Origin of the sequence: Pseudokineococcus lusitanus, from assembly GCF_003751265.1 — a bacterium.
GTDB classification, from domain to species: domain Bacteria; phylum Actinomycetota; class Actinomycetes; order Actinomycetales; family Quadrisphaeraceae; genus Pseudokineococcus; species Pseudokineococcus lusitanus.
Window position 1 is genome coordinate 19,773 of sequence record NZ_RJKN01000002.1, and the last position, 22,828, is coordinate 42,600.

At 79.3% G+C, this 22,828-nt stretch carries 14 protein-coding genes; 3 read left to right on the top strand and 11 right to left on the bottom strand.

Annotation, left to right across the window (positions count from 1 at the left end):
* Positions 1-13: 13 nt before the first annotated feature.
* From EDC03_RS03380 to tmk, 3 genes are read right to left on the bottom strand one after another with little or no spacing between them, the layout of a single operon-like run.
* On the bottom strand, positions 14-1,609 hold the full coding sequence (locus EDC03_RS03380; protein ID WP_123378835.1) for an alpha/beta hydrolase: 1,596 nt from the start codon (positions 1,607-1,609) through the stop codon (positions 14-16).
* Positions 1,606-2,760, bottom strand: coding sequence for a DNA polymerase III subunit delta' (locus EDC03_RS03385; RefSeq protein WP_123378836.1), 1,155 nt, complete (start codon positions 2,758-2,760; stop codon positions 1,606-1,608). The genes EDC03_RS03380 and EDC03_RS03385 overlap by 4 nt, the downstream gene beginning before the upstream one ends.
* Complete coding sequence (tmk, locus tag EDC03_RS03390) at positions 2,757-6,317, bottom strand: dTMP kinase (protein WP_123378837.1); 3,561 nt, start codon at positions 6,315-6,317, stop codon at positions 2,757-2,759. The genes EDC03_RS03385 and tmk overlap by 4 nt, the downstream gene beginning before the upstream one ends.
* Before the next feature lie 95 nt (positions 6,318-6,412).
* Between tmk and EDC03_RS03395 the strand changes: the two genes are divergently transcribed.
* Positions 6,413-9,001, top strand: coding sequence for a DEAD/DEAH box helicase (locus EDC03_RS03395; protein ID WP_123378838.1), 2,589 nt, complete (start codon positions 6,413-6,415; stop codon positions 8,999-9,001).
* Positions 8,998-11,247, top strand: coding sequence for an EAL domain-containing protein (locus EDC03_RS03400; protein ID WP_123378839.1), 2,250 nt, complete (start codon positions 8,998-9,000; stop codon positions 11,245-11,247). The genes EDC03_RS03395 and EDC03_RS03400 overlap by 4 nt, the downstream gene beginning before the upstream one ends.
* A gap of 23 nt (positions 11,248-11,270) precedes the next feature.
* Here EDC03_RS03400 and EDC03_RS03405 read toward each other — a convergent pair whose 3' ends face one another.
* From EDC03_RS03405 to EDC03_RS03425, 5 genes are all read right to left on the bottom strand, one after another.
* The gene (locus EDC03_RS03405) at positions 11,271-12,257 is read right to left on the bottom strand and encodes a Gfo/Idh/MocA family protein (RefSeq protein WP_123378840.1); all 987 of its coding nucleotides are present in this window, start codon (positions 12,255-12,257) and stop codon (positions 11,271-11,273) included.
* Positions 12,258-12,345: 88 nt separating this feature from the next.
* The gene (gene topA / locus EDC03_RS03410; RefSeq protein ID WP_123378841.1) at positions 12,346-15,165 is read right to left on the bottom strand and encodes a type I DNA topoisomerase; all 2,820 of its coding nucleotides are present in this window, start codon (positions 15,163-15,165) and stop codon (positions 12,346-12,348) included.
* A gap of 146 nt (positions 15,166-15,311) precedes the next feature.
* Complete coding sequence (locus EDC03_RS03415; RefSeq protein WP_199719911.1) at positions 15,312-16,913, bottom strand: DUF7059 domain-containing protein; 1,602 nt, start codon at positions 16,911-16,913, stop codon at positions 15,312-15,314.
* Positions 16,910-17,794, bottom strand: coding sequence for a phosphatase PAP2 family protein (locus EDC03_RS03420; RefSeq protein WP_123378842.1), 885 nt, complete (start codon positions 17,792-17,794; stop codon positions 16,910-16,912). Before EDC03_RS03420 ends, EDC03_RS03415 begins: the two co-directional genes overlap by 4 nt.
* A 29-nt stretch (positions 17,795-17,823) precedes the next feature.
* Positions 17,824-18,177 carry an STAS domain-containing protein gene (locus EDC03_RS03425; protein ID WP_123378843.1) on the bottom strand — a complete coding sequence of 118 codons (354 nt, stop codon included), beginning with the start codon at positions 18,175-18,177 and terminating at the stop codon, positions 17,824-17,826.
* Positions 18,178-18,364: 187 nt separating this feature from the next.
* On the opposite strand from EDC03_RS03425, the gene EDC03_RS03430 reads away from it, so the two are divergent.
* Positions 18,365-20,914, top strand: coding sequence for a DEAD/DEAH box helicase (locus EDC03_RS03430; RefSeq protein ID WP_241967011.1), 2,550 nt, complete (start codon positions 18,365-18,367; stop codon positions 20,912-20,914).
* Positions 20,915-21,472: 558 nt separating this feature from the next.
* Here EDC03_RS03430 and EDC03_RS03435 read toward each other — a convergent pair.
* The 3 genes from EDC03_RS03435 to EDC03_RS03445 are packed head-to-tail and all read right to left on the bottom strand — an operon-like array spanning position 21,473 to position 22,703.
* Positions 21,473-21,862, bottom strand: coding sequence for an Rv3654c family TadE-like protein (locus EDC03_RS03435; protein WP_199719912.1), 390 nt, complete (start codon positions 21,860-21,862; stop codon positions 21,473-21,475).
* Between the two features lie 47 nt (positions 21,863-21,909).
* Complete coding sequence (locus tag EDC03_RS03440; RefSeq protein WP_123378845.1) at positions 21,910-22,440, bottom strand: TadE family type IV pilus minor pilin; 531 nt, start codon at positions 22,438-22,440, stop codon at positions 21,910-21,912.
* The gene (locus tag EDC03_RS03445; protein ID WP_123378846.1) at positions 22,437-22,703 is read right to left on the bottom strand and encodes a DUF4244 domain-containing protein; all 267 of its coding nucleotides are present in this window, start codon (positions 22,701-22,703) and stop codon (positions 22,437-22,439) included. The genes EDC03_RS03440 and EDC03_RS03445 overlap by 4 nt, the downstream gene beginning before the upstream one ends.
* Positions 22,704-22,828 lie beyond the last annotated feature (125 nt).

Consider the following 22,828-nt stretch of genomic DNA (forward strand, 5'->3'; position numbering starts at 1 on the left):
CCGGGTGACGCGGTCAGGCACCGCAGGTCGCACCATCACCCGGGAGGACGCCCTCGAGGAGGTAGGCGTCCACCGCGCCGTCCACGCAGTCGTCCCCGCGGAGGTAGGCGGTGTGGCCCTCGCCGTCGTAGGTGAGCAGCGCCGCGGAGCCCAGCTGCTCCGCCAGGCGCTCCGACCAGACGTACGGCGTGGCGGGGTCGCCCGTGGTCCCGACGACGAGCGTGGGCAGCGCGTCGGGCGCCTCGACGGGGGCCGGCGTCCGCGTCGGCGGCACCGGCCAGTCCACGCACGTGGCGCCCCCGCCGACGAGGGACCCCAGCGTCGGGGCCACCTCTCCCAGCTGCTCCGTCAGCTCCTCGGCCTCCTCGGTCGTGACGCCGGGCCGGTCCAGGCACGAGACCGCCACGAAGGCCTCGAGCGTGTTGCCGCGGTAGGTGCCGTCGGGCAGCCGCCCCGCGTAGGCGTCGGCGAGCTGCAGCAGGCCGCCGCCCTCGCCGTCGAGGGCGTCGGCGAGCGCCGTGCCGAGGAGCGGCCACGTCCGGTCGTCGTAGAGGGCCGCGACGACGCCCGTGGCCGCGAGCGGGCGCGTCAGCGGGCGGTCGGGGTCGCCCGTCGGCAGCGGCGCGTCCCGCGTGCTCTCGACGAGCCCGGCGACCGCGCTGAGCCCCTCCTCGGGGCTCCCCTCCAGCGGGCACCCGTCGACGTCGCCCTCGCCGCAGGCGGTGACGAAGGCGGTGAGGGCGCGCTCGAGCCCCTCGGCCTGGGCGAGCGCCACGGCGGCGGCGCCGTCGGCCGGGTCGAGGGCGCCGTCGAGGACCAGCCGTCCCGCGCGGGCGGGGAACTGGCGGAGGTACTCGGCGCCGAGCAGCGTCCCGTAGGACCGCCCGACGTAGGTGAGGCGCTCGTCGCCGAGGACCGCCCGGAGGACGTCGAGGTCGCGGGCGGCGTCGACGGTGCCGACCTCGCCGAGCAGCGGGCCGGCGTCCTCCGCGCACCCACGGGCGAAGGCGGCCTCGCGCGCCGCGACCTCCTCCACGCCCTCCGGCGTCGACGTGTCGACGTCGGTGGACAGGTACTCGTCGAGCGCGGCGTCGTCGAGGCAGTCGACCGGGTCGGAGCTGCCGACCCCGCGGGGGTCGAAGCCCACGACGTCGTAGCGCTCGCGCACGGCCTCGGAGACGGCGGCCGAGCCGTCGGCCCCGACGAGGTCGACGCCCGACGCCCCGGGGCCCCCGGGGTTGACGAGCACCGAGCCGAGGCGGTCGTCCTCGTCGCCGGCGGGGACCCGGCTGACGGCCAGGTCGAGCAGCTCGCCGTCGGGGGCGTCCCAGTCGACGGGCACGGCGACGGTGGCGCACTCGAGCACCTCGCCGCACGGCACCCACGCGGGCTCCTGCCCGTAGACGTCGGCCAGCGCCGGGTCGAGCGCCGGGTCCTCGGCCGTCTCGGCGACGGGACCGGGCGACGGCAGCTGCGTCGACGGCCCGCCCTCCGGCTCCGGCGCACCGCCGCAGGCGGCGAGCAGCGCCGCGACGCCGAGCGCCGCCACCGCCCCGCGCGCCCGGCGGGACCCGGCAGCCGCGGTGGTCCCGCGGGCCCGGCCCGTCATCGCGCGTCCGCCTGCTCGGGAAGGAGCTGCACGCACAGGGCCTCCAGGGTGAGCAGCGGGTTGGCGTTGGCCTGCAGCCGCTCCCGGGCCGTGCCGACGGCGTCCATCCGGCGCAGCGTGACCTCCGGCCCCTCGCGCCCGGCGAGCGCGCGCAGGTCCTCGAGCATCGAGGTGTTGACGAGCTCGACGTCGGCGCCGAGCTGGAGCAGCAGGACGTCGCGGTAGACGGACAGCAGGTCGAGCAGCGCCCGGTCGAGGACGTCGCGCCGCAGCCGGGTGGCGCGGCGCTTCTGGTCCTCCTCCAGGGCCTTCACCTGGCCCCGCAGCGCGGGCGGCGCCGGACGGCCGGGCTCCACGCCGAGGGTGTGCAGCAGCTCGGCGCGCTCGCGCGCGTCGCGCTCCGCCGTCGCGTCCTTGGCCTCCTCGGCGGCCACGTCCGCCAGCTCGCCGGCGCGCACGACGGCGTCGGCGGTGCCGCGGAGGTCCAGCGGGGTGCGCACGACGTCGCGGCGCCGGTTGCGGGCGCCCTCGTCGCGCGCGAGCCGCCGGGCGAGGCCGACGTGGCTCTGTGCCGCCCGCGCGGCGTAGGCCGCCATCGCCGGGTCGACGCCGTCCCGCCGCACGAGGAGCTCGGCGACGGCCGGGACCGGCGGCACCCGCAGACGCACCGGGCGCGACCGGGAGCGGATCGTCGGCAGGACGTCCTCGGCGCTGGGCGTGCACAGCAGCCAGATGGTGCGCGGCGGCGGCTCCTCCACGGCCTTGAGCAGCACGTTGGTCGTGCGCTCGAGCATGCGGTCGGCGTCCTCGACGACGACGACGCGCCAGCGGCCGCCGGAGGGGCGGCGCTGCGCGTGCTGGACCAGCTCGCGCACCTCGTCGATCTTCAGCGTCAGCTTCTCCGTCGCGACGACGCGGACGTCGGCGTGCGTGCCCGCCAGCACGGTCCGGCAGTCGTGGCAGACCCCGCAGCCGGTGCCCGTCTCGCAGAGCAGGGCCGCGGCGAAGGCGCGGGCGGCCACCGAGCGGCCCGAGCCGGGGGGGCCGGTGAAGAGCCACGCGTGCGCGGGGCCGTCACCGGCCGGGTCGGCGGCACGCCGCAGCACCTCGACGACCTCGTCCTGGCCGACCAGCTCGTCCCAGACGCTCACCGGGGACCCGTGCCGCCCGGCTCGTCCGTCCCGCCCTGCCCGTCGGGACCGTCCGGCACCTCGCCGCGGCGCTCGGCCCGGCGGGCGAGGCGCCGCTCGTCCCGCTCCTCCTGCCAGGAGAAGAGCTCGTCGGCCAGCGCCCCCTGGCCGTCGTAGCGGCTCCGGCGCGCGCGGCCGGCGGGCGCCCCTCCGCGGGACGCCGCCGCCCGGCGCCGGGCCCGCTGCTGGGCCTCGCGCCGGCGGTCCGCCGCCTGGAGCTCCTGCAGCCCCGGCCGGCCGTCGGCCCCCGGGGCGTCGACGACGGGCAGGGCCGCGGTGCCGGTGCCGGCCGCCCCCTCCCCCGCGGGGGCCACCCGCTCGGTGGCCGCCCGCCGCCGGGACGCCTCGCGGCGCTCCTCCTCGGCGCGTGCCTCCTCGGCCTCGCGCCGCGCCATGAGCTCCGCCTGCTGCCGCTCGCGCTCGGCCGCCTCCGCCGCGGCCGCCCGCTCGCGCGCCGCCCGCTCGGCCAGCCGTGCCTCCTCCTCGGCCCGCCGCCGGGCGCGCTCGGCGTCGGCCCGCTGCTGCTCCGCCAGCGCCAGCGCCCCGGTCCGCGCGTCGCGCTGGGCCTGGGCGACCTCGACCGCCGAGCGCTGCACGGCGTCCGGCAGCCGGTCGAGCCGCTCCTGCGGCAGGCGCACCGACAGCGGCGCCGGCGGCGGGGCCGGCGGCGCCGCCGGGGGCGCGGCGACGGGTCGCCGGGCGTCCCCCAGCCTCCGGGCGGTCGCGACCGCCGCCTCGGCCGAGCGCACCGACGTGCCGGCCCTCCGCCCCGCCCGCTCCTGCTGCGCCGCTGCCCGCTCGGTCTCCACGCGCTCCCTCTCGGCCTGCTCCGCCCGCACCCGCTCCGCCTCCCGCCGCTCGTCCTCGAGCCGCCGCCGCTCCTCCTCGAGCCGCCGCTGCTCGGCCTCCTCGGCCGCACGTCGCGCGGCCTCCTCGTCCCGGGCCCGCCGCTCGTCGTCGAGCCGTCGGGCCTCCCGGCGTCGCTCGTCCTCGAGCCGTGCCTCCTCGCGCCGCTGCTCCTCGAGCCGCTGCTGCTCGGCCTCCTCGGCCGCCCGGCGGGCGTCGTCCGCCGCCTGCTCGCGCCGCGCGTCGGAGGCGCCCCGCGGCGCCGGGGCCGGCACGACGTCGACCGGCTCGGTGGCCGGGCCGCCCAGCCCCTCGACGGAGCGCCGCCCCACCGGCGACGAGCCGGCCGCCACGACGGGCACGACCGCGGTCGGCGGCGCCGTCGGGGCCGCCGGGGCCGGGGCCGGCGCGGGCGGGGGCTCGTCGGGCGGGCCGCCCCGGCCGTCGTCCGGGGGGTCCTCGTCGGGGCCGGCGTCGTCCGGGCCGTCGTCCGGGCCGTCGTGCGGGCCGTCGTGCAGGACACCCCCGGCGCCGTGGTCGCGCGGCGTGCCGGGGCCCTCGGCGTGGTCCTCGCCGAGCACCGGGACGAGCGGCGCGACGGCCGCGCGCACGCGGCGGGCCACCGCCTCGGTGCTCCCGTCGGCGTCGACGACGACGTAACGGCTGCCGCCGGCCCGCGCCAGGTCGAGGAAGAGCGACCGGACGCGCTCGTGGAAGGTGGCCGGCTCGCCGTCGAGACGGTCGGCCGCGCCGCGGCCCTCGCGCCGTGCGGCAGCGGCCGCCGCGGTGAGGTCGAGGACGACGACACGGTCGGGCAGGAGGCCCTCGGTGGCCCACCGCGACAGCTCGGCGACCTCAGCGGCGGGCAGCGCCCGGCCGGCCCCCTGGTAGGCCAGGGAGGAGTCGACGTAGCGGTCGGTGACGACGACGGCGCCCCGGGCGAGCGCCGGCCGCACGACCTCCGCGACGTGCGCCGCGCGGTCCGCCGCGTAGAGCAGCGCCTCGGCGCGCGGCGGGACGGCGGGGGCGCCGGGCGAGGGGTCGAGCAGCAGGCCGCGCACCCGCGCGCCCAGCGCGGTGGCGCCCGGCTCCCGCGTGACGACGACCTCGACGCCGCGGGCGCGCAGGGCCTCGCCGAGCAGGCGCACCTGCGTGGACTTCCCCGCGCCGTCGCCGCCCTCGAGCGCGAGGAGGACCCCGGGCAGCCCGTGGGGGGCGGCCGTCGGGGGGGCGGACGGGGCCGGGGAGCCGCCGGCGGAGGGGGGCGCGACGGTGCCCGCGCCCGTGCCGACCTCCGAGGCGCGCGCCAGGAGGGCCGGCAGCAGCGGCCCGGCCGGGCGGTCGGCGAGCGGCCGGACGACGACGCCCGCCGCCACGAGCGCGGCCAGCCCGACGAGCACCATGACGACGCCCGCGCCGTCGACGTCGAGGTCGCCGGCCGCCCCGAGCGGGAAGCGGACGGGACCGAGCACGGCCGCGAGGAGCGGCGCCAGCACGGCGACCGCCCCGAGCACGAGGCCCTCGGCCGTGCGGCGGGCGGCCGGGGCGACCTGGCCCCCGGCCCCGTCGACGGGCGGCAGGCCGCGGGAGGCCACGACCGCGGCCCCCGCGCACGCCCCCGCCACGGCGAGGAGGACGGCGGACACGACGAGGTCGGTCGTGGGCCCGGCGACGAGGACGGCCACGGCGGCGCCCCCCGCGGCGAGGGCGAGGACGCTGCCGGGCGCGGACCCCGCCGCGGGCCAGCGGACGGCGACGGCGGAGCCGCCCAGGCCGCCCCCGGCGAGCGCGAGGAGGAGCAGCGCGCTGCCGGCCGACCCGGCGCCGAGCGCGGTGGCGTGGACGGGCGCCAGCGCGGCGGCGACGACGACGGGGGCGAGCGCGGCGCAGCGGGCGGCGCCCCGCGCGGAGGCCACGACGGCCCGCAGCGCGGCGAGGAGCTCGCGGGCGCCCGCGCCGGCCGCCGCCGGCGTCGTGGTTCCCCGGTCAGGGTGCGCGGCGCCCCGGTCCACCGCGGCCGGGCTCGCCGCCCGGCGGTCCCGCGCGGCGAGCACGAGCCCGCCGACCGCCACGAGGAGCAGCACCGGGCCGGGCGGGGCCAGGACGCCGACCGCGGCGTCGAGCCCGCGGCCGAGGGCGCCGAGGACGACGGCGAGGGCGAGCACGGGGAGCGCGGCGGCCACGACGAGGGCCTCGCCGCCGACGGCGCCGCGCGCGGGCGGGCGCACGGCCTCGGCGAGGAGCACGAGCAGCGCCACGAGGACGACCGGCCAGGCGCCGGCCGTGGTGGCCAGGACGACGAGGACCAGGAGCGCCGCCACGCCGCGGACGACACCGGCGACGACGGGCGGCAGGGCCGCGGCCCGGGCGAGGACGCCGGCCGGCAGCAGCGCCGCCGGGCCGAGGCGCGCCAGGAGGACGAGCGCCACGCCGAGCGCGGCCGCCGCCGTGCCCGACCGGCCGCCGACGGCCACGGCGGCGCCGGCCGCGCCGACGAGCCACAGGACGTCGAGGGCCCCCGCGACGCCGGCCGCGGGAAGGACGCCGGGGCGGCGGACGGGCAGCCGGGCCGCGGGCACGCCGGGCGCCTCCGGGGAGGTGCCGCGGCCGGGGCGCGGCGCGGCGGGCCTGCCGCCCCGCGGGACGGGCCGGGGCGGCGGGGCGGAGGTCACGTCGCGAGGGTAGCCAGGGCCCCCGACGGTCCCCCGGCCCCGCGCCGTCGCCGTCGCCGCCCCGGGGCGCGCGGCGGGTGCGACGCTGTGCGGCGATGAGCACCCCGACGTCCGCGCGCCCGCCCGTGGCCCCCTCCCGCCCCCCGACGCCGCTGGTCGCGGCGCTGGAGGACCTCCGCGACGCCGCGGGGCCCGGCGGCCCCGAGCCGGACGACCTCCTCGCCGCCTTCACGGCCTGGACCGACGGCCGCGGCATCACCCAGTACCCCGCGCAGGAGGAGGCGCTGCTCGAGCTCGTCACGGGGGCCGACGTCGTCCTCGCGACCCCCACCGGCTCCGGCAAGTCCCTCGTCGCCGCCGGCGCCCAGGCCTTCGCGCTGGCGCAGGGCCGCCGGTCCTTCTACACGGCGCCCATCAAGGCGCTCGTGTCGGAGAAGTTCTTCGACCTGTGCGCGGTCTTCGGCGCCGACCGGGTCGGCATGCTCACCGGCGACGCCAGCGTCAACGCGGGCGCGCCCGTCGTGTGCTGCACGGCCGAGATCCTCGCCAACCTCGCGCTGCGCGAGGGCGAGGGCGCCGACGTCGGCCTCGTCGTCATGGACGAGTTCCACTACTACGGCGACCCCGACCGCGGCTGGGCCTGGCAGGTGCCGCTGCTCGAGCTGCCGCACGCGCAGTTCCTCCTCATGTCCGCGACGCTCGGCGACGTCACGGCCATCCGCGAGGACCTCGCCCGGCGCACGGGCCGCCCGAGCGCCCTCGTCAGCTCGGCCGAGCGCCCCGTCCCGCTGCACCACTACTACGCGGAGACACCGGTCCACGAGACCGTCGACGAGCTGCTCCAGACGCAGCAGGCGCCCGTCTACGTCGTCCACTTCACGCAGGCGGCGGCGCTCGAGCGCGCCCAGGCGCTCACGAGCGCCAACGTGGCCACCCGCGCCGAGCGGGACGCCATCGCCGCGGCGCTCGGCGGCTTCCGCTTCACCACCGCCTTCGGCCAGACGCTGTCCCGGCTCGTGCGCCACGGCGTCGGCGTCCACCACGCGGGGATGCTCCCGAAGTACCGGCGGCTCGTGGAGCAGCTCGCGCAGGCGGGCCTGCTCAAGGTCATCTGCGGCACCGACACCCTCGGCGTCGGCATCAACGTGCCCATCCGCACCGTCCTGCTGAGCGCCCTCGGCAAGTACGACGGCACCCGCACCCGCCTGCTGACGGCGCGGGAGTTCCACCAGGTCGCCGGCCGCGCCGGGCGGGCGGGCTACGACACGGCGGGCACGGTCGTCGTCCAGGCGCCGGAGCACGAGGTCGAGAACCTCCGGGCGCTCGCCAAGGCCGGCGACGACCCCAAGAAGCGCCGCAAGGTCGTCCGCCGGCAGCCGGCCGAGGGCTCGGTGGCGTGGACCCGCGCCACCTTCGACAAGCTCGTCGCCGCGGAGCCGGAGCCCCTGCGCAGCCGCTTCGCCGTCTCGACGTCGATGGTGCTGGGCGTCCTCGCCCGTCCGGGCGACCCGGCGGCCGCCATGCGCCGGCTCCTGCGCGAGAACCACGACCCCCGCCCCCGCCAGCAGCGCCACGTCCTCGAGGTCGTCGGCATCGTCCGGGCGCTGCTCGCCGCCGGCGTCGTCGAGCGGCTCGACGAGCCGGAGCCGGACGGGCGCCGCTACCGCCTCACCGTCGACCTCCCCCGGGGCTTCGCGCTCGAGCACCCGCTCTCGACCTTCGCCCTCGCGGCCGTCGAGCTGCTCGACCCCGCGTCGCCGACGTACGCCCTCGACGTCCTGTCCGTCGTGGAGTCGACCCTCGACGACCCCCGCGCCGTCCTCGTCGCCCAGCAGCACAAGGCCCGCGGCGAGGCCGTCGCGCAGATGAAGGCCGACGGGCTCGAGTACGAGGAGCGGATGGAGCGGCTGGAGGAGATCACCTGGCCCAAGCCGCTGGAGGAGCTCCTCGAGGCCGCGCTCGAGACCTACCGCGGCAGCCACCCCTGGGCGTCCCGGGCGCGGCTGTCGCCGAAGTCGGTCGTCCGCGACCTCTACGAGCGCGGCATGACCTTCCGCGAGCTCGTCTCCTTCTACGGGCTCGTCCGCGCCGAGGGCGCGGTGCTGCGCTACCTCACCGACGCCTACCGCTCCCTGCGCTCGGGCGTCCCGGCGGAGGCGCGCACCGAGGACGTCGTCGACCTCGTCGAGTGGCTGGGTGAGCTCGTGCGGCAGGTCGACTCCAGCCTGCTCGACGAGTGGGAGCACCTCACCGACCCCGACCACGACCCGGCCGTCGACGAGGTGCGCGCGCCCACGGGCACGCCCGCCCGTCCGGTCACCGGCAACGAGCGGGCCTTCACCCGCATGGTGCGCAACGCCCTCTTCCGCCGGGTGGAGCTGGCCGCGCGACGCCGGACGTGGGAGCTGGGCGAGCTGGACGCCGCCACGGGGTGGGACGCGGCGGCCTGGGCCGAGCAGCTGGACGCCTACTTCGCCGAGCACGACGACATCGGCACGGGTGCGGACGCCCGAGGCCCCAAGATGCTCCTCGTGCGCAAGGAGCCCACGGTGTGGCACGTCCGCCAGGTCTTCGACGACCCCGCCGGCGACGGGGACTGGGGCCTGTCGGCCGAGGTCGACCTCCCCGCGAGCGACGAGGAGGGCGCGGCGGTCGTCCGGGTGGTCGAGGTGGGGCGGCTGTGAGCGAGCGGGCCGCCCCCCGGCCCCCCGACCACCCCGGACGGCGGGCGTCCGACCGCACCACGGACGCGGTGGCCGCGGCGCCCGCCTCGGGGGTGGTCGACTTCGCCTCCGCCGCCGCGGTCGTCATCGCCGACCTCCGCGAGCACGTCGGCATGGACTCGTGGCTCGTGGCGCGGCGACGCGGCGAGGAGTACGTCGTCCTGGCCGCGGCCGACGACGACCCGTACGGCAACCACGTCGGCCTCGTGCGGCCCTGGGACGAGACCTACTGCGCGCGCATGGTCGACGGGTCGGCGCCCCCGGTGGCGCCCGACGTGGACGAGGCCCCCGGCTACGCCCGGATGCGCGACGTCGTCGGCTTCCCGGCGGGCTCCTACCTCAGCGTCCCGCTGCACGCGCCCGACGGCGAGATGCTCGGCACGCTCTGCGCGGCCGGGAGCACCCGGCGGGGCGACGAGCTCGTCGCCGCGATGCCGCACATCCGCGCCCAGGCGGGGCTGCTCGCGACCGTCCTGTCCCACGAGCTGCAGCTCGAGCGCGAGGTCCGCCGGCGCGAGCGCGCCGAGTCCGCCGCGGCCACCGACGCCCTCACCGGCGTGGCCAACCGCCGCGCCTGGGACGCCGCCCTCGCCGCCGAGGACGCCCGGGCCGACCGGTACGCGACGCACGCGGCCGTCGTCGTGCTCGACCTCGACGCGCTCAAGGGCGTCAACGACGCCGACGGCCACGCCGCCGGGGACGCCCTCCTCCGCCGCACCGCGGACCTGCTGAGGGCGCGCGTGCGCAGCAGCGACCTGCTGGCCCGGCTCGGCGGCGACGAGTTCGGCGTCCTGCTCGTCGAGACCGGGCCCGAGGCCGCGCGGGCCGCCGCCCGGCAGCTCGCGGAGCACCTCGGCGCCCACGGCATCGCCGCCTCCGTCGGCGTCGGCTCGCGCGACGGCGAGGACCTCCACGCCGCGTGGCGGCACGCCGACGCCGAGATGTACCTCGACAAGGCGCGGCGCGGCCCGGCGCCCCGGCGGGCCGGCTCCCGGCCCGCCGGGCGGCGGGGGCCCGCGACGGGTCCGACGCCCGCCGTCGGCGGCGCGGTGCCGGCGACGCTGTCGAGCGTCGACGCCCTCCTGGCGCTCGTGCGGGACCAGCTGGGCATGGACGCGGCCTACGTCACCAGGGTCGAGGGGGCGGAGCGCACCTTCCGCAACGTCAGCGCCCGGGCGTCCGTGGACCTCCGCGCGGGTCAGCGCGAGCCCGTCGCCGGCTCGTACTGCGAGCTCGTCGTCGACGGGCGGCTCGAGGAGGTCGTGCCCGACGCCGTGGCGCACCCTGCCGTGGGACACCTCCCCGTGACGGCGGCCTTCGACATCGGCGCCTACGTCGGTGTCCCGCTCCGCCGGGCGGACGGCAGCCTCTACGGGACCCTCTGCACCCACTCCCGCGCCGCCGACCACCGCCTGCGGCCCCGCGACGCCGAGGTGCTGCGCAGCGTCGGGCGCGTCGTCATGGACCTCGTCGAGGAGGAGGACCGCCGGGAGGACGGGCGGGCCGAGCTCCTCCAGGCCCTCGACGACCTCGCCGAGGCCGGCGGGCCGCGGACCGTGCTGCAGCCGGGCGTCGAGCTGGGGACGGGGCGCGTCGTCGGGGCGGAGGCCCTCAGCCGTCTCCCCGGGCCGGACGGCTCCCCGCAGACGTGGTTCACCCGGGCCGAGCGCGCCGGCGTGGGGCTGCGCCTGGACCTCATGTGCCTCGAGGCCGCGCTCCGGCACGTGCACCGCTGCCCCGGGCCGATGGGCGTCAACGCCGCCCCGAGCACGGTGCTCACCCCCGCCTTCACGCGGCTGCTGGGCGAGGGCCCCCTGGACCACCTCACCGTCGAGCTCACCGAGCACGAGCGGGTGGAGGACTACGCCTCGCTCGCCGCGGTCCTGCGCCCGCTGCGCGTCCGGGGCCTGCGCGTCGCCGTGGACGACGCGGGCGCCGGCTTCGCGAGCATGCGGCACGTCGTGCAGCTCGAGCCGGACGTCGTCAAGCTCGACATGAGCATCGTCCGGGGGATCGAGCGCTCGCCGGGGCAGTCGGCGATGGCGAGGGCCCTCGTCCGCTTCGCGGAGGACACCGGCGCCGCGGTCATGGCCGAGGGTGTCGAGACCGAGGCCGAGCGCGCGCACCTGCTCGACCTCGGCGTGGGCTACGGCCAGGGCTTCCTGCTGGGCCGCCCGGTGCCCGCGGAGGACTTCGGCCGGGGCTGAGCGCCCCGGCCGCAGGCCCCGGGTCAGCCGGCGCCCGGGGCGTCGTCCATGACGACGCCGAGCTGGTGCAGCGCCTGCTCCAGCACGTCGAGGACGGCGAGGGTCGAGGACAGCGGCCAGACGGGGCTCTCGGTGAGGCCCTGCGCCAGGCACTCCTGGACGTGCCGCAGCATCGGGCCGTAGCCGCGGCCGACCTGCGCGTGCGCGACGCGCCGCGGCTCCTCGCCGGTCCGGTGGACGACGAAGGCGTCCGGCCGGTGCAGGGCCCCGCCCTCGGTGAGGACGTGCCCCTCGGTGCCGACGACGGCGCCGCGGCGTGGCGGGGCGCCGACCATCGTCGTGTGCAGCGCGGCCGTCGCGCCGGTCGGGTGGGAGAGCAGCAGGGTCGCCTCGGCGTCGACGCCGCTGGGGGCGAGGGTCCCCCGCGCCACCACCTCGTCCGGCGCACCGAGGACCATGTGCGCGAGGGAGACCGGGTAGACGCCCATGTCGAGCAGCGCCCCGCCGCCGAGGGACGGCTCGACGAAGCGGGCGGTCCCCGGCGGCACCCGGAAGCCGAGGTCGGCCGCGACGTGCCGCACGTCGCCGACGACGCCGTCCGCGAGCAGCCCCAGCACCTCCACGACCGCGGGCTGGAAGCGCGTCCACATGGCCTCCATGCAGAAGAGGCCGCGCTCGCGGGCGAGGTCGACGAGCTCGCGGGCGCCGGCGGTCGTCGTCGTGAAGGACTTCTCGACGAGGACGGGCTTGCCGGCCCGCAGGGCCGCCCCCGCCACCTCGCGGTGCAGGCCGTGCGGCGTCGCCACGTAGACGACGTCGACGTCCGGGTCCGCGAGGAGGTCGGCGTAGCTGCCGTAGGAGCGGGCGACGCCGTGCTCGGCCGCGAAGGCCGCCGCGCGCTCGGCGCCGCGGGAGGCGACGGCGAGGAGCTCGGCCCCCTCGACGGCGGCGAGGTCCCCCGCCACGGTCGCGGCGATGCCGCCGGTCGCCAGGACGCCCCACCGAGTCATGGCGCGAGCCTACGGACGGGCCGGGGCCGCGCCGCGGCGGCGCACCGGCGCCCGCCCGCGGAGGTCGGGGCGGGCGCCGGGGCGGTGGTCAGCCCTTCGCGGCCGGCTTCTTCGCGGCCGGCTTGCGGGCGGCGGGCTTCTTCGCCGCGGGCTTGCGCGCCGGCTTCTTGGCCGGGCCGCGGTCGCGCTTCTCCTGGAGCAGCTCGGCCGCGCGCTCGGGGGTGATCGACTCCACCTCGTCGTCCTTGCGGAGCGTGGCGTTGGTCTCGCCGTCCGTGACGTAGGGCCCGAAGCGGCCGTCCTTGACCACGACCGGCTTCCCCGAGACGGGGTCGTCGCCGAGCTCGCGCAGCGGCGGGGTGGCGGTGCGGCCACGGCCGCGCTTGGGCTGCGCGTAGAGGGCGAGCGCCTGCTCGAGCGTGACGTCGAAGAGCTGGTCCTCCGACTCCAGCGAGCGGGAGTCGGTGCCCTTCTTGAGGTACGGGCCGTAGCGGCCGTTCTGGGCGGTGATCTCGGCGCCGTCCGCCGGGTCCGTCCCGACGACGCGCGGCAGCGAGAGCAGCTTGAGCGCGTCGTCGATGGTGATCGTCTCGAGCTGCATGCTCTTGAAGAGGGACGCCGTCGGCGGCTTGACCTTGGCGGGGGCCTTCTTGCGCCCCTTCGCCGGGGCCGCCTCCGCGGCGGGCTCCTCCTCGACGACCTCGGTGACGTAGGGGCCGAAGCGGCCGGCGCGCGCGACGACGGCGCGGCCGGTGCCGGGGTTGACCCCCAGCTCGCGGTCGCCCTCGCCCTGCGTGGCGAGCAGCTCCCGCGCCCTCTCGGGCGTCAGCTCGTCGGGGGCGACGTCGTCGGGCACGGACGCGCGCTGCGGCTCGCCGTCCTCACCCGGCACCTCGAGGTAGGGCCCGTAGCGCCCGACGCGGAGGGTGATGCCCTCGCCGATCGGCACGGAGTTGATGTCGCGGGCGTCGATGTCGCCGAGGTCGTCGACGAGGGGCTTGAGCCCCTCGGGGGCCGCGTCCCCGGCCGGGCCGGCGGGCCCCCCGGACGTGGCCGCCGCGGCGCCGCCGGCGGGCCCCGAGGGGCCGAAGTAGAACTGCGACAGCCACGCCCGGCGCTCGACGGCGCCGGCGGCGATCCGGTCCAGCTCCTCCTCCATCGACGCCGTGAAGCGGTAGTCGACGAGCTGGGCGAAGTGCTCCTCGAGCAGCCGCGTGACGGCGAAGGCCAGCCACGACGGGACGAGCGCGGAGCCGCGGTGGGTGACGTAGCCGCGGTCGGCGATGGTGGAGATGGTCGCCGCGTAGGTCGAGGGGCGGCCGATCCCCAGCTGCTCCAGCGCCTTGACGAGGCTCGCCTCGGTGTAGCGCGGCGGCGGCGACGTCACGTGGTCGTCGGCGACGACGTCGGAGAGGTCGACGGGCTGCCCCCGGACCAGCTCGGGCAGGCGGCGCTCGGCGTCCTCGCCGCCGTGGCGCTCCTCGTCGCGGCTCTCCTCGTACGCGGCCATGAAGCCGCGGAAGGTGATGACGGTGCCGGACGCCGACAGCTCGACCGGCTGACCGGCCACGCCGGCGGCCGTCGTCGCCTCGGTCGCGGGCGTCGTGGCGCCGAGGCGCACCGACGCCGTCGAGCCCCGCGCGTCCGCCATCTGGCTGGCGACGGTGCGCTTCCAGATGAGCTCGTAGAGGCGGAAGTCGTCGCCGCGCAGCTCGCCGGAGACCTGCGCCGGGGTGCGGAAGCTGTCGCCCGCGGGGCGGATCGCCTCGTGCGCCTCCTGCGCGCCCTTGGCCTTGCTCGTGTAGGTCCGCGGGCGGTCGGGGACGAACTCGGGGCCGTAGAGGTCGGCGGCCTGGCGGCGGGCGGCGCCCACGGCCTCGGAGGACAGCGCCACCGAGTCGGTGCGCATGTACGTGATGTAGCCGTTCTCGTACAGCGACTGCGCCGTGCGCATGGTCTGCCGCGCGTTCGAGCGCAGCTTGCGCGAGGCCTCCTGCTGCAGCGTCGAGGTCGTGAAGGGCGCGGCGGGGCGGCGCGAGTACGGCTTGGTCTCCACGGAGGTGACGACGGCGCCGAGGTCGGCGGTCTCCCCCAGCGCGGTGGCGAGGGCGCCGGCGACGGCCCCGTCGAGGACGACGGCGTCGCCCGTGAGGCGGCCCGTGTCGTCGAAGTCGCGGCCGCTGGCCACGCGACGGCCGTCGACCCGGGTGAGGCGGGCGCGGAACGCCTGGCCGTCGGTCTCGTCGGCGGCGACGGCCTGGGCGGTGAGGTCCCAGTACTCGGCGGCGCGGAAGGCCATCCGCTCGCGCTCGCGCTCGACGACGAGGCGGGTGGCGACGGACTGGACGCGGCCGGCGGAGAGGCCGGCGCGGACCTTGCGCCACAGGACGGGCGACACCTCGTAGCCGTAGAGGCGGTCGAGGATGCGCCGGGTCTCCTGCGCGTCGACGACGTTGGTGTCGAGCTCGCGGGTGGACTCCAGCGCCCGGGCGATGGCCTCGCGGGTGATCTCCTTGAAGACCATCCGGTGCACCGGCACCGACGGCTTGAGGGTCTCCAGCAGGTGCCAGGCGATGGCCTCGCCCTCGCGGTCGTCGTCCGTGGCGAGGAAGAGCTCGTCGGCGTCCTTGAGGAGGCGCTTGAGCTCGGTGACCTTCTTCTTCTTGTCCGCGTCGACGACGTAGTAGGGCTCGAAGCCGTTGTCCACGTCGACGGCGAAGCGCCCCAGCGGGCCCTTCTTCAGCTCCGCGGGCAGCTCGCTCGGCTGCGGGAGGTCGCGGATGTGGCCGACGCTCGCCTCGACGTCGTACCCGTCGCCGAGGTACCCGGCGATCTTCCGCGCCTTCGTCGGCGACTCGACGATGACGAGCCGCCGGGTCCCGCCGGACGTGCGGGTTGTCGCTGCCACGGTGCCCTACCTCCTCGCGCCTGGGCCGCCCTCGACGCGGGGGGTGGCGGCCCGTCGCAGACCGTACGCGCCCCGGACGGGTGGTCGCTCACCGCTTCCACCGGTCCCCGCGGCGGCCGGCGGGCGCGCCGGGGCCGCGCGGGGCGTCAGGCGAGCCGCAGGAGCCCGTCGGCGACGAGGCCCCGCGCCGCGGGCAGGACCTCGGCCGCGACCTCCTCGGCGGGGCGGCCGAGGAGCTGGGCGACGGCGCCGACGAGCACCCCGAGGGGGAGGTCGCCGTCGCAGGCGCCGACGACGCCGGCCACGGCCGTGCCCACGCGGACGGCCCGGCCGAAGCCGCCGCCCTGCCGCAGGAGGACGACCTCGGGGTCCGCGGCGCCCGGCCGGGCGTGGCGCTCCTCGGTGACGTCGGGGGCGACGACCAGGTGGCGCCGGGCCAGCGCGGCGTCGTCGAGGCCGGCGAGCTGCTCCTCGGCGGCGAGCACGTCCGCGACGTGGGCACCGAGGGCCCCCGAGCCCGTGCCGGGCACCTCCTCGAGGCGGCGCAGGCGCGGCCTCGAGGGGTCGACGGGCCGGCGCAGGACGACGAGGCCGAGGCCGACGGCGTCGACCCGGCGGCCGGCGAGGTCGTCGAGCCAGGCCCCGACGAGGGCGTCGAAGGCGGCGCCCTCGCGCTGCCCGCCGTCGCGCACCCAGGTCTCGGCGTACGCCGCGGGGTCGAGGAGGTCGCGCTGGACGACCCAGCCGTCGAGGCCCGAGGCGTCGAGCCAGGCGCCGACGCGGTCGGTCCACGGCTCGCCGTCGCGGTGCTCCCAGTTGCCGAGCATCTGCGCCGTCCCGCCGGGGGCGAGGACGCCGCCGACGTCCTCGACGAGGTGCTGCACGAGAGCGTCGCCGACCATCCCGCCGTCGCGGTACTCGTAGGCCGGGACGCCGTCGGTGCGCGGCGTGATGACGAAGGGCGGGTTGGAGACGACGAGGTCGAAGGCCTCCCCCGCCACCGGCGCGAGGAGGCTGCCGCGACGCAGGTCCACCGTGCCGCGGCCGGGGGCCGCCCCGTCCTCCCCCGGGCGGTCGCCGCCCGCGCCGCCGTCGAGGGCCAGGGTCAGCGCGGCCACGCGCAGCGCCCGCGCGGAGACGTCCGTGGCGACGACGGAGCGGGCGTGGCGCCGCAGGTGCAGCGCCTGGACGCCGCAACCGGTGCCGAGGTCGAGGGCGCGGTCGACGGGCTCGCGGACGACCGCGCGGGCCAGCGTCGTCGAGGCGCCGCCGACGCCGAGGACGTGGTCGGTGCGCAGGGGCCCGCCGGTCGCCGTCTCGCCGAGGTCGGAGGCGACCCACCAGTCCGCACCGCCCGCCGCGTCCACCGCGGCGTAGGGGCGCAGCTCCAGCCGGGCGCGGGCCCGGCCGCCGGGCACCGCCTCGAGGAGGCCCAGGCGGCCGGCGCCGTCGAGGCCGCACCGCGGCAGCGCCGTCGCCAGGACGTCGGAGGGCACCTCGAGCCCGAGGACGAAGGCCCCGACGAGGGCGGCCAGCGGGTCCCCGGCCCCGACCGCCGCGGTGACGACGCGCCGGGCCGCCAGCGGCTGCTCCCGGTGGAGCGCCGCGTCGGCGACGAGGCCGAGGAGGGCGGTGACGGCGTCGACGCGGTAGCCGTCGCCGCCGACCGCGGCCAGGTCGGCGCGCAGGTCCGCGACGAGGCGGGGGTCGGGCGCGGGCACGTCGTCCGCGGACGGCCCGGCGCTCACCGGGACGCCCGCAGCAGCACGGTGGTCGCGGCGGTCAGGAGGGCCGCGCCGCCGACGACGGCCGACGCACCGCCGGCGTAGGAGAGGACCTGCAGGAGCCCGCCCGCCTGCTCTGGGGCGCTCCACACGACCACCGTGGGCCCCGCGCGGAGCGACGCGGCGACGACGACGAGGGCCGCCGTGCCCGCCAGCAGCCCCAGCGCACCGACGACGACGAGGACGCGGGTCGCGGCGGGGCGGGGCGCGCGGGAGGGCGCCGGCGTCGTGCGGGCGGGCAGCCGGCGGAGCACCGCGACGACGCCGCACGTCCAGGCGGCGACGACGAGGAGGGCGGCGACGACGTCGCTCGGCCGGTGCCACCCGGCCACGAGCGTCGAGACGCCCATGCTCGCCGCGACGACGGCTCCGGCGACCGCGGCGGCCCCGCGCAGGCGCGGGGGCGCCACGAGGACGAGCGCGACGGCGAGGGAGGCCGCGACGGTCGTGTGGCCGCTCGGCAGGGAGTTCTCCGCCCCCAGGCCGAGGGCCGGGCGGGGCAGGAGCGCCTTGAGCACCTGGGTGGCCACGTTGCTGCCGGCCACGACGACGACGGCGGCCGCGGCCGCGCCCCAGGCGCGGCGAGCGACCGCCACGGCGACGGCGACGAGCATCCCGACGACGAGCGACCCCTCCGAGACGACCGACAGGACGCCGCGCGCCTGGGCCTCGAGGAGGCCGCGGGTCTGGCCGGAGCCGGCGAAGGCCACCTCGTCGACCACCTGGCCCTGCGCGCTGCGCACGAAGACGGCCCAGCACAGCAGGGCGCCGACGAGGGCGGCGAGGGCCGCCAGCGCCGGCCGCAGGGAGCCGGCGCGCGCCGGGAGAGCTCCGTCGCCCTCCACGGCCGTAATGCCGGCTCCCGGGAGAGCGGTCAGTCCTCCGTGCCGGTGGAGGCGGCGACGGCCTCCTCGACGGAGTCGTGGATGGGGAAGACCTTGGTGAGGCCCGTGATGCGGAAGACCTTGAGGATCTTCTCCTGGACGCAGACCAGGCGCAGCGAGCCGTCGTGCGCGCGGACGCGCTTGAGGCCGCCGACGAGGACGCCGAGGCCGGTGGAGTCGAGGAACTCCACGCCCTGCATGTCGACGACCAGGTGGTACTGGCCGTCCGCGACGAGGTCGTTGAGCCGCTCGCGCAGCTGCGGCGCCGTGTAGACGTCGATCTCGCCGCCGACGGCCACGACCGTGCGCCCGCCCTGCTCGTGACTGGTGACGGACAGGTCCACGTGTGCACTCCAGACGTCTGGTGACTGCTGCCGCCCGTGCGGGGGCGCACCGGTGGAGACCGGTGCAGCGCATTAGATCATCCGACGCCCCGCCACGCCCGGCCTCGGCCGCTGTCGGTGGCGTCGTGCACCCTCCCGGCGTGGGCCCGGGACGGGGTCCGGGACGCAGGACGGCGGGAGGTCCGGGGTGGGCGCGACGAGGGACGGGACGCCGTCGTCGTCCGCGCGCGCCGGGGACGCCGGGGCCGCGGTGCCGCGGGCGCTCGAGGTGCTGCTCTCCGACCCCGCCGCCGCGGCGGGCCGCGGCCCCGCGGGCGGTCCCGGGCGTCCCCCGGGTCCCGGCGCCGTGGGCCCCGACGGGCCGGGCGGCCGTGCCGCACGGGTCCGGCACGTGCACCGGCGTCCCGCGCAGGAGGGACGGCGCACGACCTGGCCGGCGTGGGCCGACCCGGAGGTCGTCGCCGCGTGGCGCGGGCGCGGGGTCGCGGCGCCGTGGGAGCACCAGGCACGGGCGGCGGACCTGCTGCACGCCGGCCGGTCGGTCGTCCTGGCGACGGGGACGGCGTCGGGCAAGTCGCTCGGCTACTGGCTGCCCGCCCTGACGGCGGCCCGTGGGCACGGGAGCGCCGCCACCGCCTGGCTCGGCGGCGCCACCCTCTACCTGTCCCCCACGAAGGCCCTCGCCGCCGACCAGCTCGCCGCGCTCGAGGCCCTCGCCGTCCCCGGCGTCACGGCCGCCGTGTGCGACGGCGACACGCCCGCCGAGGAGCGCGCGTGGGTGCGCCGGCACGCCGACGTGGTGCTCACCAACCCCGACATGCTCAGCCGCTCGCTGCTGCCCGACCACGCGCGCTGGCGCCTGCTCCTGCGGCGGCTGCGGTACGTCGTCGTCGACGAGGCGCACGTCTACCGCGGGCTGCTCGGCTCGCACGTCGCCGCGGTCCTGCGGCGGCTGCTGCGCGTGGCCGCGCTCCACGGCTCGACGCCCGCGGTGGCGCTGGCCAGCGCCACGACCGCCGCGCCGGGCCGCACGGCCGAGCGGCTCGTGGGCCGCCCGGTCGAGGTCGTCGAGGAGGACACCTCCGCGCGGGGCGCCCTGTCGCTGCTGCTGTGGCAGCCGGCGCCGCTGCCGCGGCCCGCCGACGACGGGTGGGACGCCGCGCCCGGCCAGGGGGCGGACGCCGGTCGCGACGGGGCGTCCCCGTCCGGGGCGCCCGGGGCGCCCGGGGCGGTCGAGGAGGTCGCGCGCCGGTCGGCCACGGCGGAGGCGGCCGAGCTCCTCGGCGACCTCGCGGCCGCGGGCGTCCGCACCCTGGCCTTCACGCGCTCCCGCGCCGCGGCCGAGGACGTCGCGGTCGGCGCGCGCCGTCGGGGCGGGACCCGCGCGGTGGCCGCGTACCGCAGCGGCTACCTGCCGGAGGAGCGCCGGGCCCTCGAGGCGGACCTGCGCTCGGGGCGGCTCGTCGGCCTCGCGACGACGTCGGCCCTCGAGCTCGGCGTCGACGTCGCGGGGCTCGACGCCGTCCTCGTCGCGGGGTGGCCGGGCACCCGCGCCTCCCTGTGGCAGCAGGCCGGCCGCGCCGGCCGGGCCGGGCAGGACGCCGTCGCCGTGCTCGTGGCGCGGGCCGACCCCCTCGACACCTACCTCGTCACGCACCCGGAGGCCGTCGTCGGCGCCCCGGTCGAGGAGGCGGTGCTCGACCCGGCCAACCCCCACGTCCTGGCGCCGCACCTCGCGGCCGCCGCCGCGGAGGCCCCGCTCACGCCCGAGGACCTCCCCCGCTTCGGCGACCCCGCGCTCGTGCGGCGGCTGCTCGACGCCCTCGTGCGGCGGGACCTCCTCCGCCGGCGGGCGGCCGGCTGGTTCTGGGTCGGCGAGGGGCGGCCCGCGGACGGCATCGACCTGCGCGGCTCCGGGGGCGACCCCGTCGTCGTCGTCGAGGCCGCCACCGGTCGCGTCGTGGGCAGCGTGGGCGCGGGGACGGCGCACGCGACCGTGCACCCGGGGGCCGTCCACGTGCACCAGGGCCGGCACTTCGTCGTCGAGGAGCTCGACCTCGCGAGCGCGACGGCCGTCGTCAGCCCGACCGGGCCGGAGATCTCGACGTGGGCGCGCGACGTCAGCGACGTCCGCCTCCTCGAGGAGACCGACCGGCGGACGTGGGGCGAGGACGTCGTCGTCGCCACGGGGACGGTCGAGGTGACGAGCCAGGTCGTGTCCTTCCAGCGCCGCCGCGCCGTCGACGGCAAGGTCCTCGGCTCGGAGCCCCTCGACCTGCCCGCCCGGGTGCTGCGCACCCGGGCCGTGTGGTGGACGGCGACGCCCGACCTGCTCGAGGCCGCCGGCGTGCACCCCGCCGCCTGGCCGGGCGCCCTCCACGCCGCCGAGCACGCCGCCATCGGCCTGCTGCCGCTCGTGGCGACCAACGACCGCTGGGACGTGGGCGGCGTCTCGACGGCGCTGCACGCGGGCACCGGGCTGCCGACCGTCGTCGTCCACGACGCCGCCCCGGGCGGCGCCGGCTTCGCCGCCCGCGGCTTCGCGGCCGCCCGCACCTGGCTCACCGCGACGGCCGACGCCGTCGCCGCCTGCCCCTGCCGTGCCGGCTGCCCCGCCTGCGTCCAGTCCCCCAAGTGCGGCAACGGCAACGACCCCCTCGACAAGGACGCCGCGGTGCGCGTCCTGCGGGCCGTGCTCGCCGCGGCCGACGCGGACGTGCGTCCGACCGCCGGCTGACCCGCCCTCGCCGCCCGACGACGCCCGACGTCGCCCGTCGCCCGTCGCCCGCACCGTGCCCCCCGCCGCTGCTCGCCGGCTCCTCCTCCAGCACGTCGGCGCCCTTCTGCCGTCCGCCGGCCACCCCGTCGGCACATCGGTGACTTTCCGCGTCCGCCGGCCACCCCGCCGGCACATCGGCGCCCTTCCGCCGAGACCCGGCCACCCCACCGGCACATCGGCGCCCTTCTGCCGTCCGCCGGCCACCCCACCGGCACATCGGCGCCCTTCCGCCGAGACCCGGCGGCCCCACCGGCACAACGGCGCCCTCCCGCCGAGACCTGGCGGCCCCACCGGTACAACGGCGCCCATCCGCCGAGACCCGGCTGCCCTGCCGGCACATCGGCGCCCTTCCGCCGAGACCTGGCGGGCCCACCGGCACATGGGTGGCCTTCCGCCGTCCGCCGGCCACCGCGCCGGATCAGGGCGCCCTCGTCCCTCCCGCCCGCCCGGCCGGTCCGCACCGGCACACCGGCGCGCTCGTGCCGCGCCCCGGCCCGGCGGACCGGGCGTGGGCCGTCACGGCGCCGTCACCGGGGCCGGCCCCGTCCGCGCGGACCCCCGGGCGGGGCCGAGGCCGGCGAGGACGCCCCGGACGTCGACCCGCACCTCGACGACGACCTCCTGGCCGGCCGGGGTGCACCGGGCCAGCGCGGCGCCGCCCGCCGCCGCGACGGACGCCGCGGCGGCGCAGGGGTCGCCGGCTGTCCGGCCGAGGAGCACGTCGGCGGCCGCGAGCGCGGCGAGGTCCGCGACGCCCGCCGCCCGGTGCCGGGCGACGACGGCCGTGCCGAGCACCGCGACCGCCGTCGCCAGGAGCAGGGCCGCGAGGACCACCGCGAGGACGAGGACGGTGCCCGCGCCGTCGTCGCCCGCGGGCCGCCGCGGGACGACGGGACGACGCCGCACCGGCCGGAGAGCCGTCCGACTCCTCGTCGCGCAGGGTGCTGCGGCCGTCACGGGGCACCCGACGGCGGTCCGTCACCGGCCGCTCCGGCGACCCCGCCGACCGCCCCCTCGCCGGCGCCCACCTCGACCGCCGCCGTCGAGCGGCCGACGACCGGCAGCGAGGGCGTGCCGGGGAGCAGGAGCTCGACCCGGGCCCGCACGACGACGACGGCCCGGCCGCCGCCGACCGCGGAGGAGGTGCCGGCGCCCGGCCCGGCGACGGCGCCGGCCGCCGCCGCCACGTCGGCCGGCGACGCCCCCCGGGCCGCGGCCCGGGCTCCGGCGGTGGCCGCGTCCACCACCCGGACCTGCGCCTCCACCGCCCGCCCGACCGACAGGACGGCGGACAGGGCGACGACCACCGCGACCAGACCGAGCGCGAGCTCGGCGGTGACGCCGCCGGCGTCCCGTCGGGCGGGGCCACCCCGCCCGACCAGGCCGCCCCGCGCGACCAGGCCACGCCGCCCGACCGGGCCACGCCCGACGGCCTCACGCGCCGCGTCCTCCCCGGGCGCGGCCCGGTCGGGCGGGCGGGTCACACCGAGCCCAGGGCCCGCTGGACGATGCCGAGGAGCAGCCCGCGGACCTGGTCGCCCGCGAGGATGGCGAGCAGCAGCCCGGCGAACCCGCAGGCGGCGAGCGTGGCGATCGCGTACTCGGCCGTCGCCATGCCGGCGTCGGCCGTGGCGGTGACCGCGGCCCGCCGCGCGGGGACGGGCGCCCGCCCGACCGGCGCGGCGGGACCCGCGGTGGGTCCCGCCGTCGTGGTGGTCGACGACGGGGACGGGGGTGCGGTGCTCATGGGGGCCTCCTCCTGCGGCCGCCCGGTGCGACCGCCTCCCCGATGGTCGACGGGCGACGCGGCACCCGTCCCGGCCCGCGGCCGACCTGTGGGTCGGGGCCGCTGGGGGCCCGGTGTGGACGACC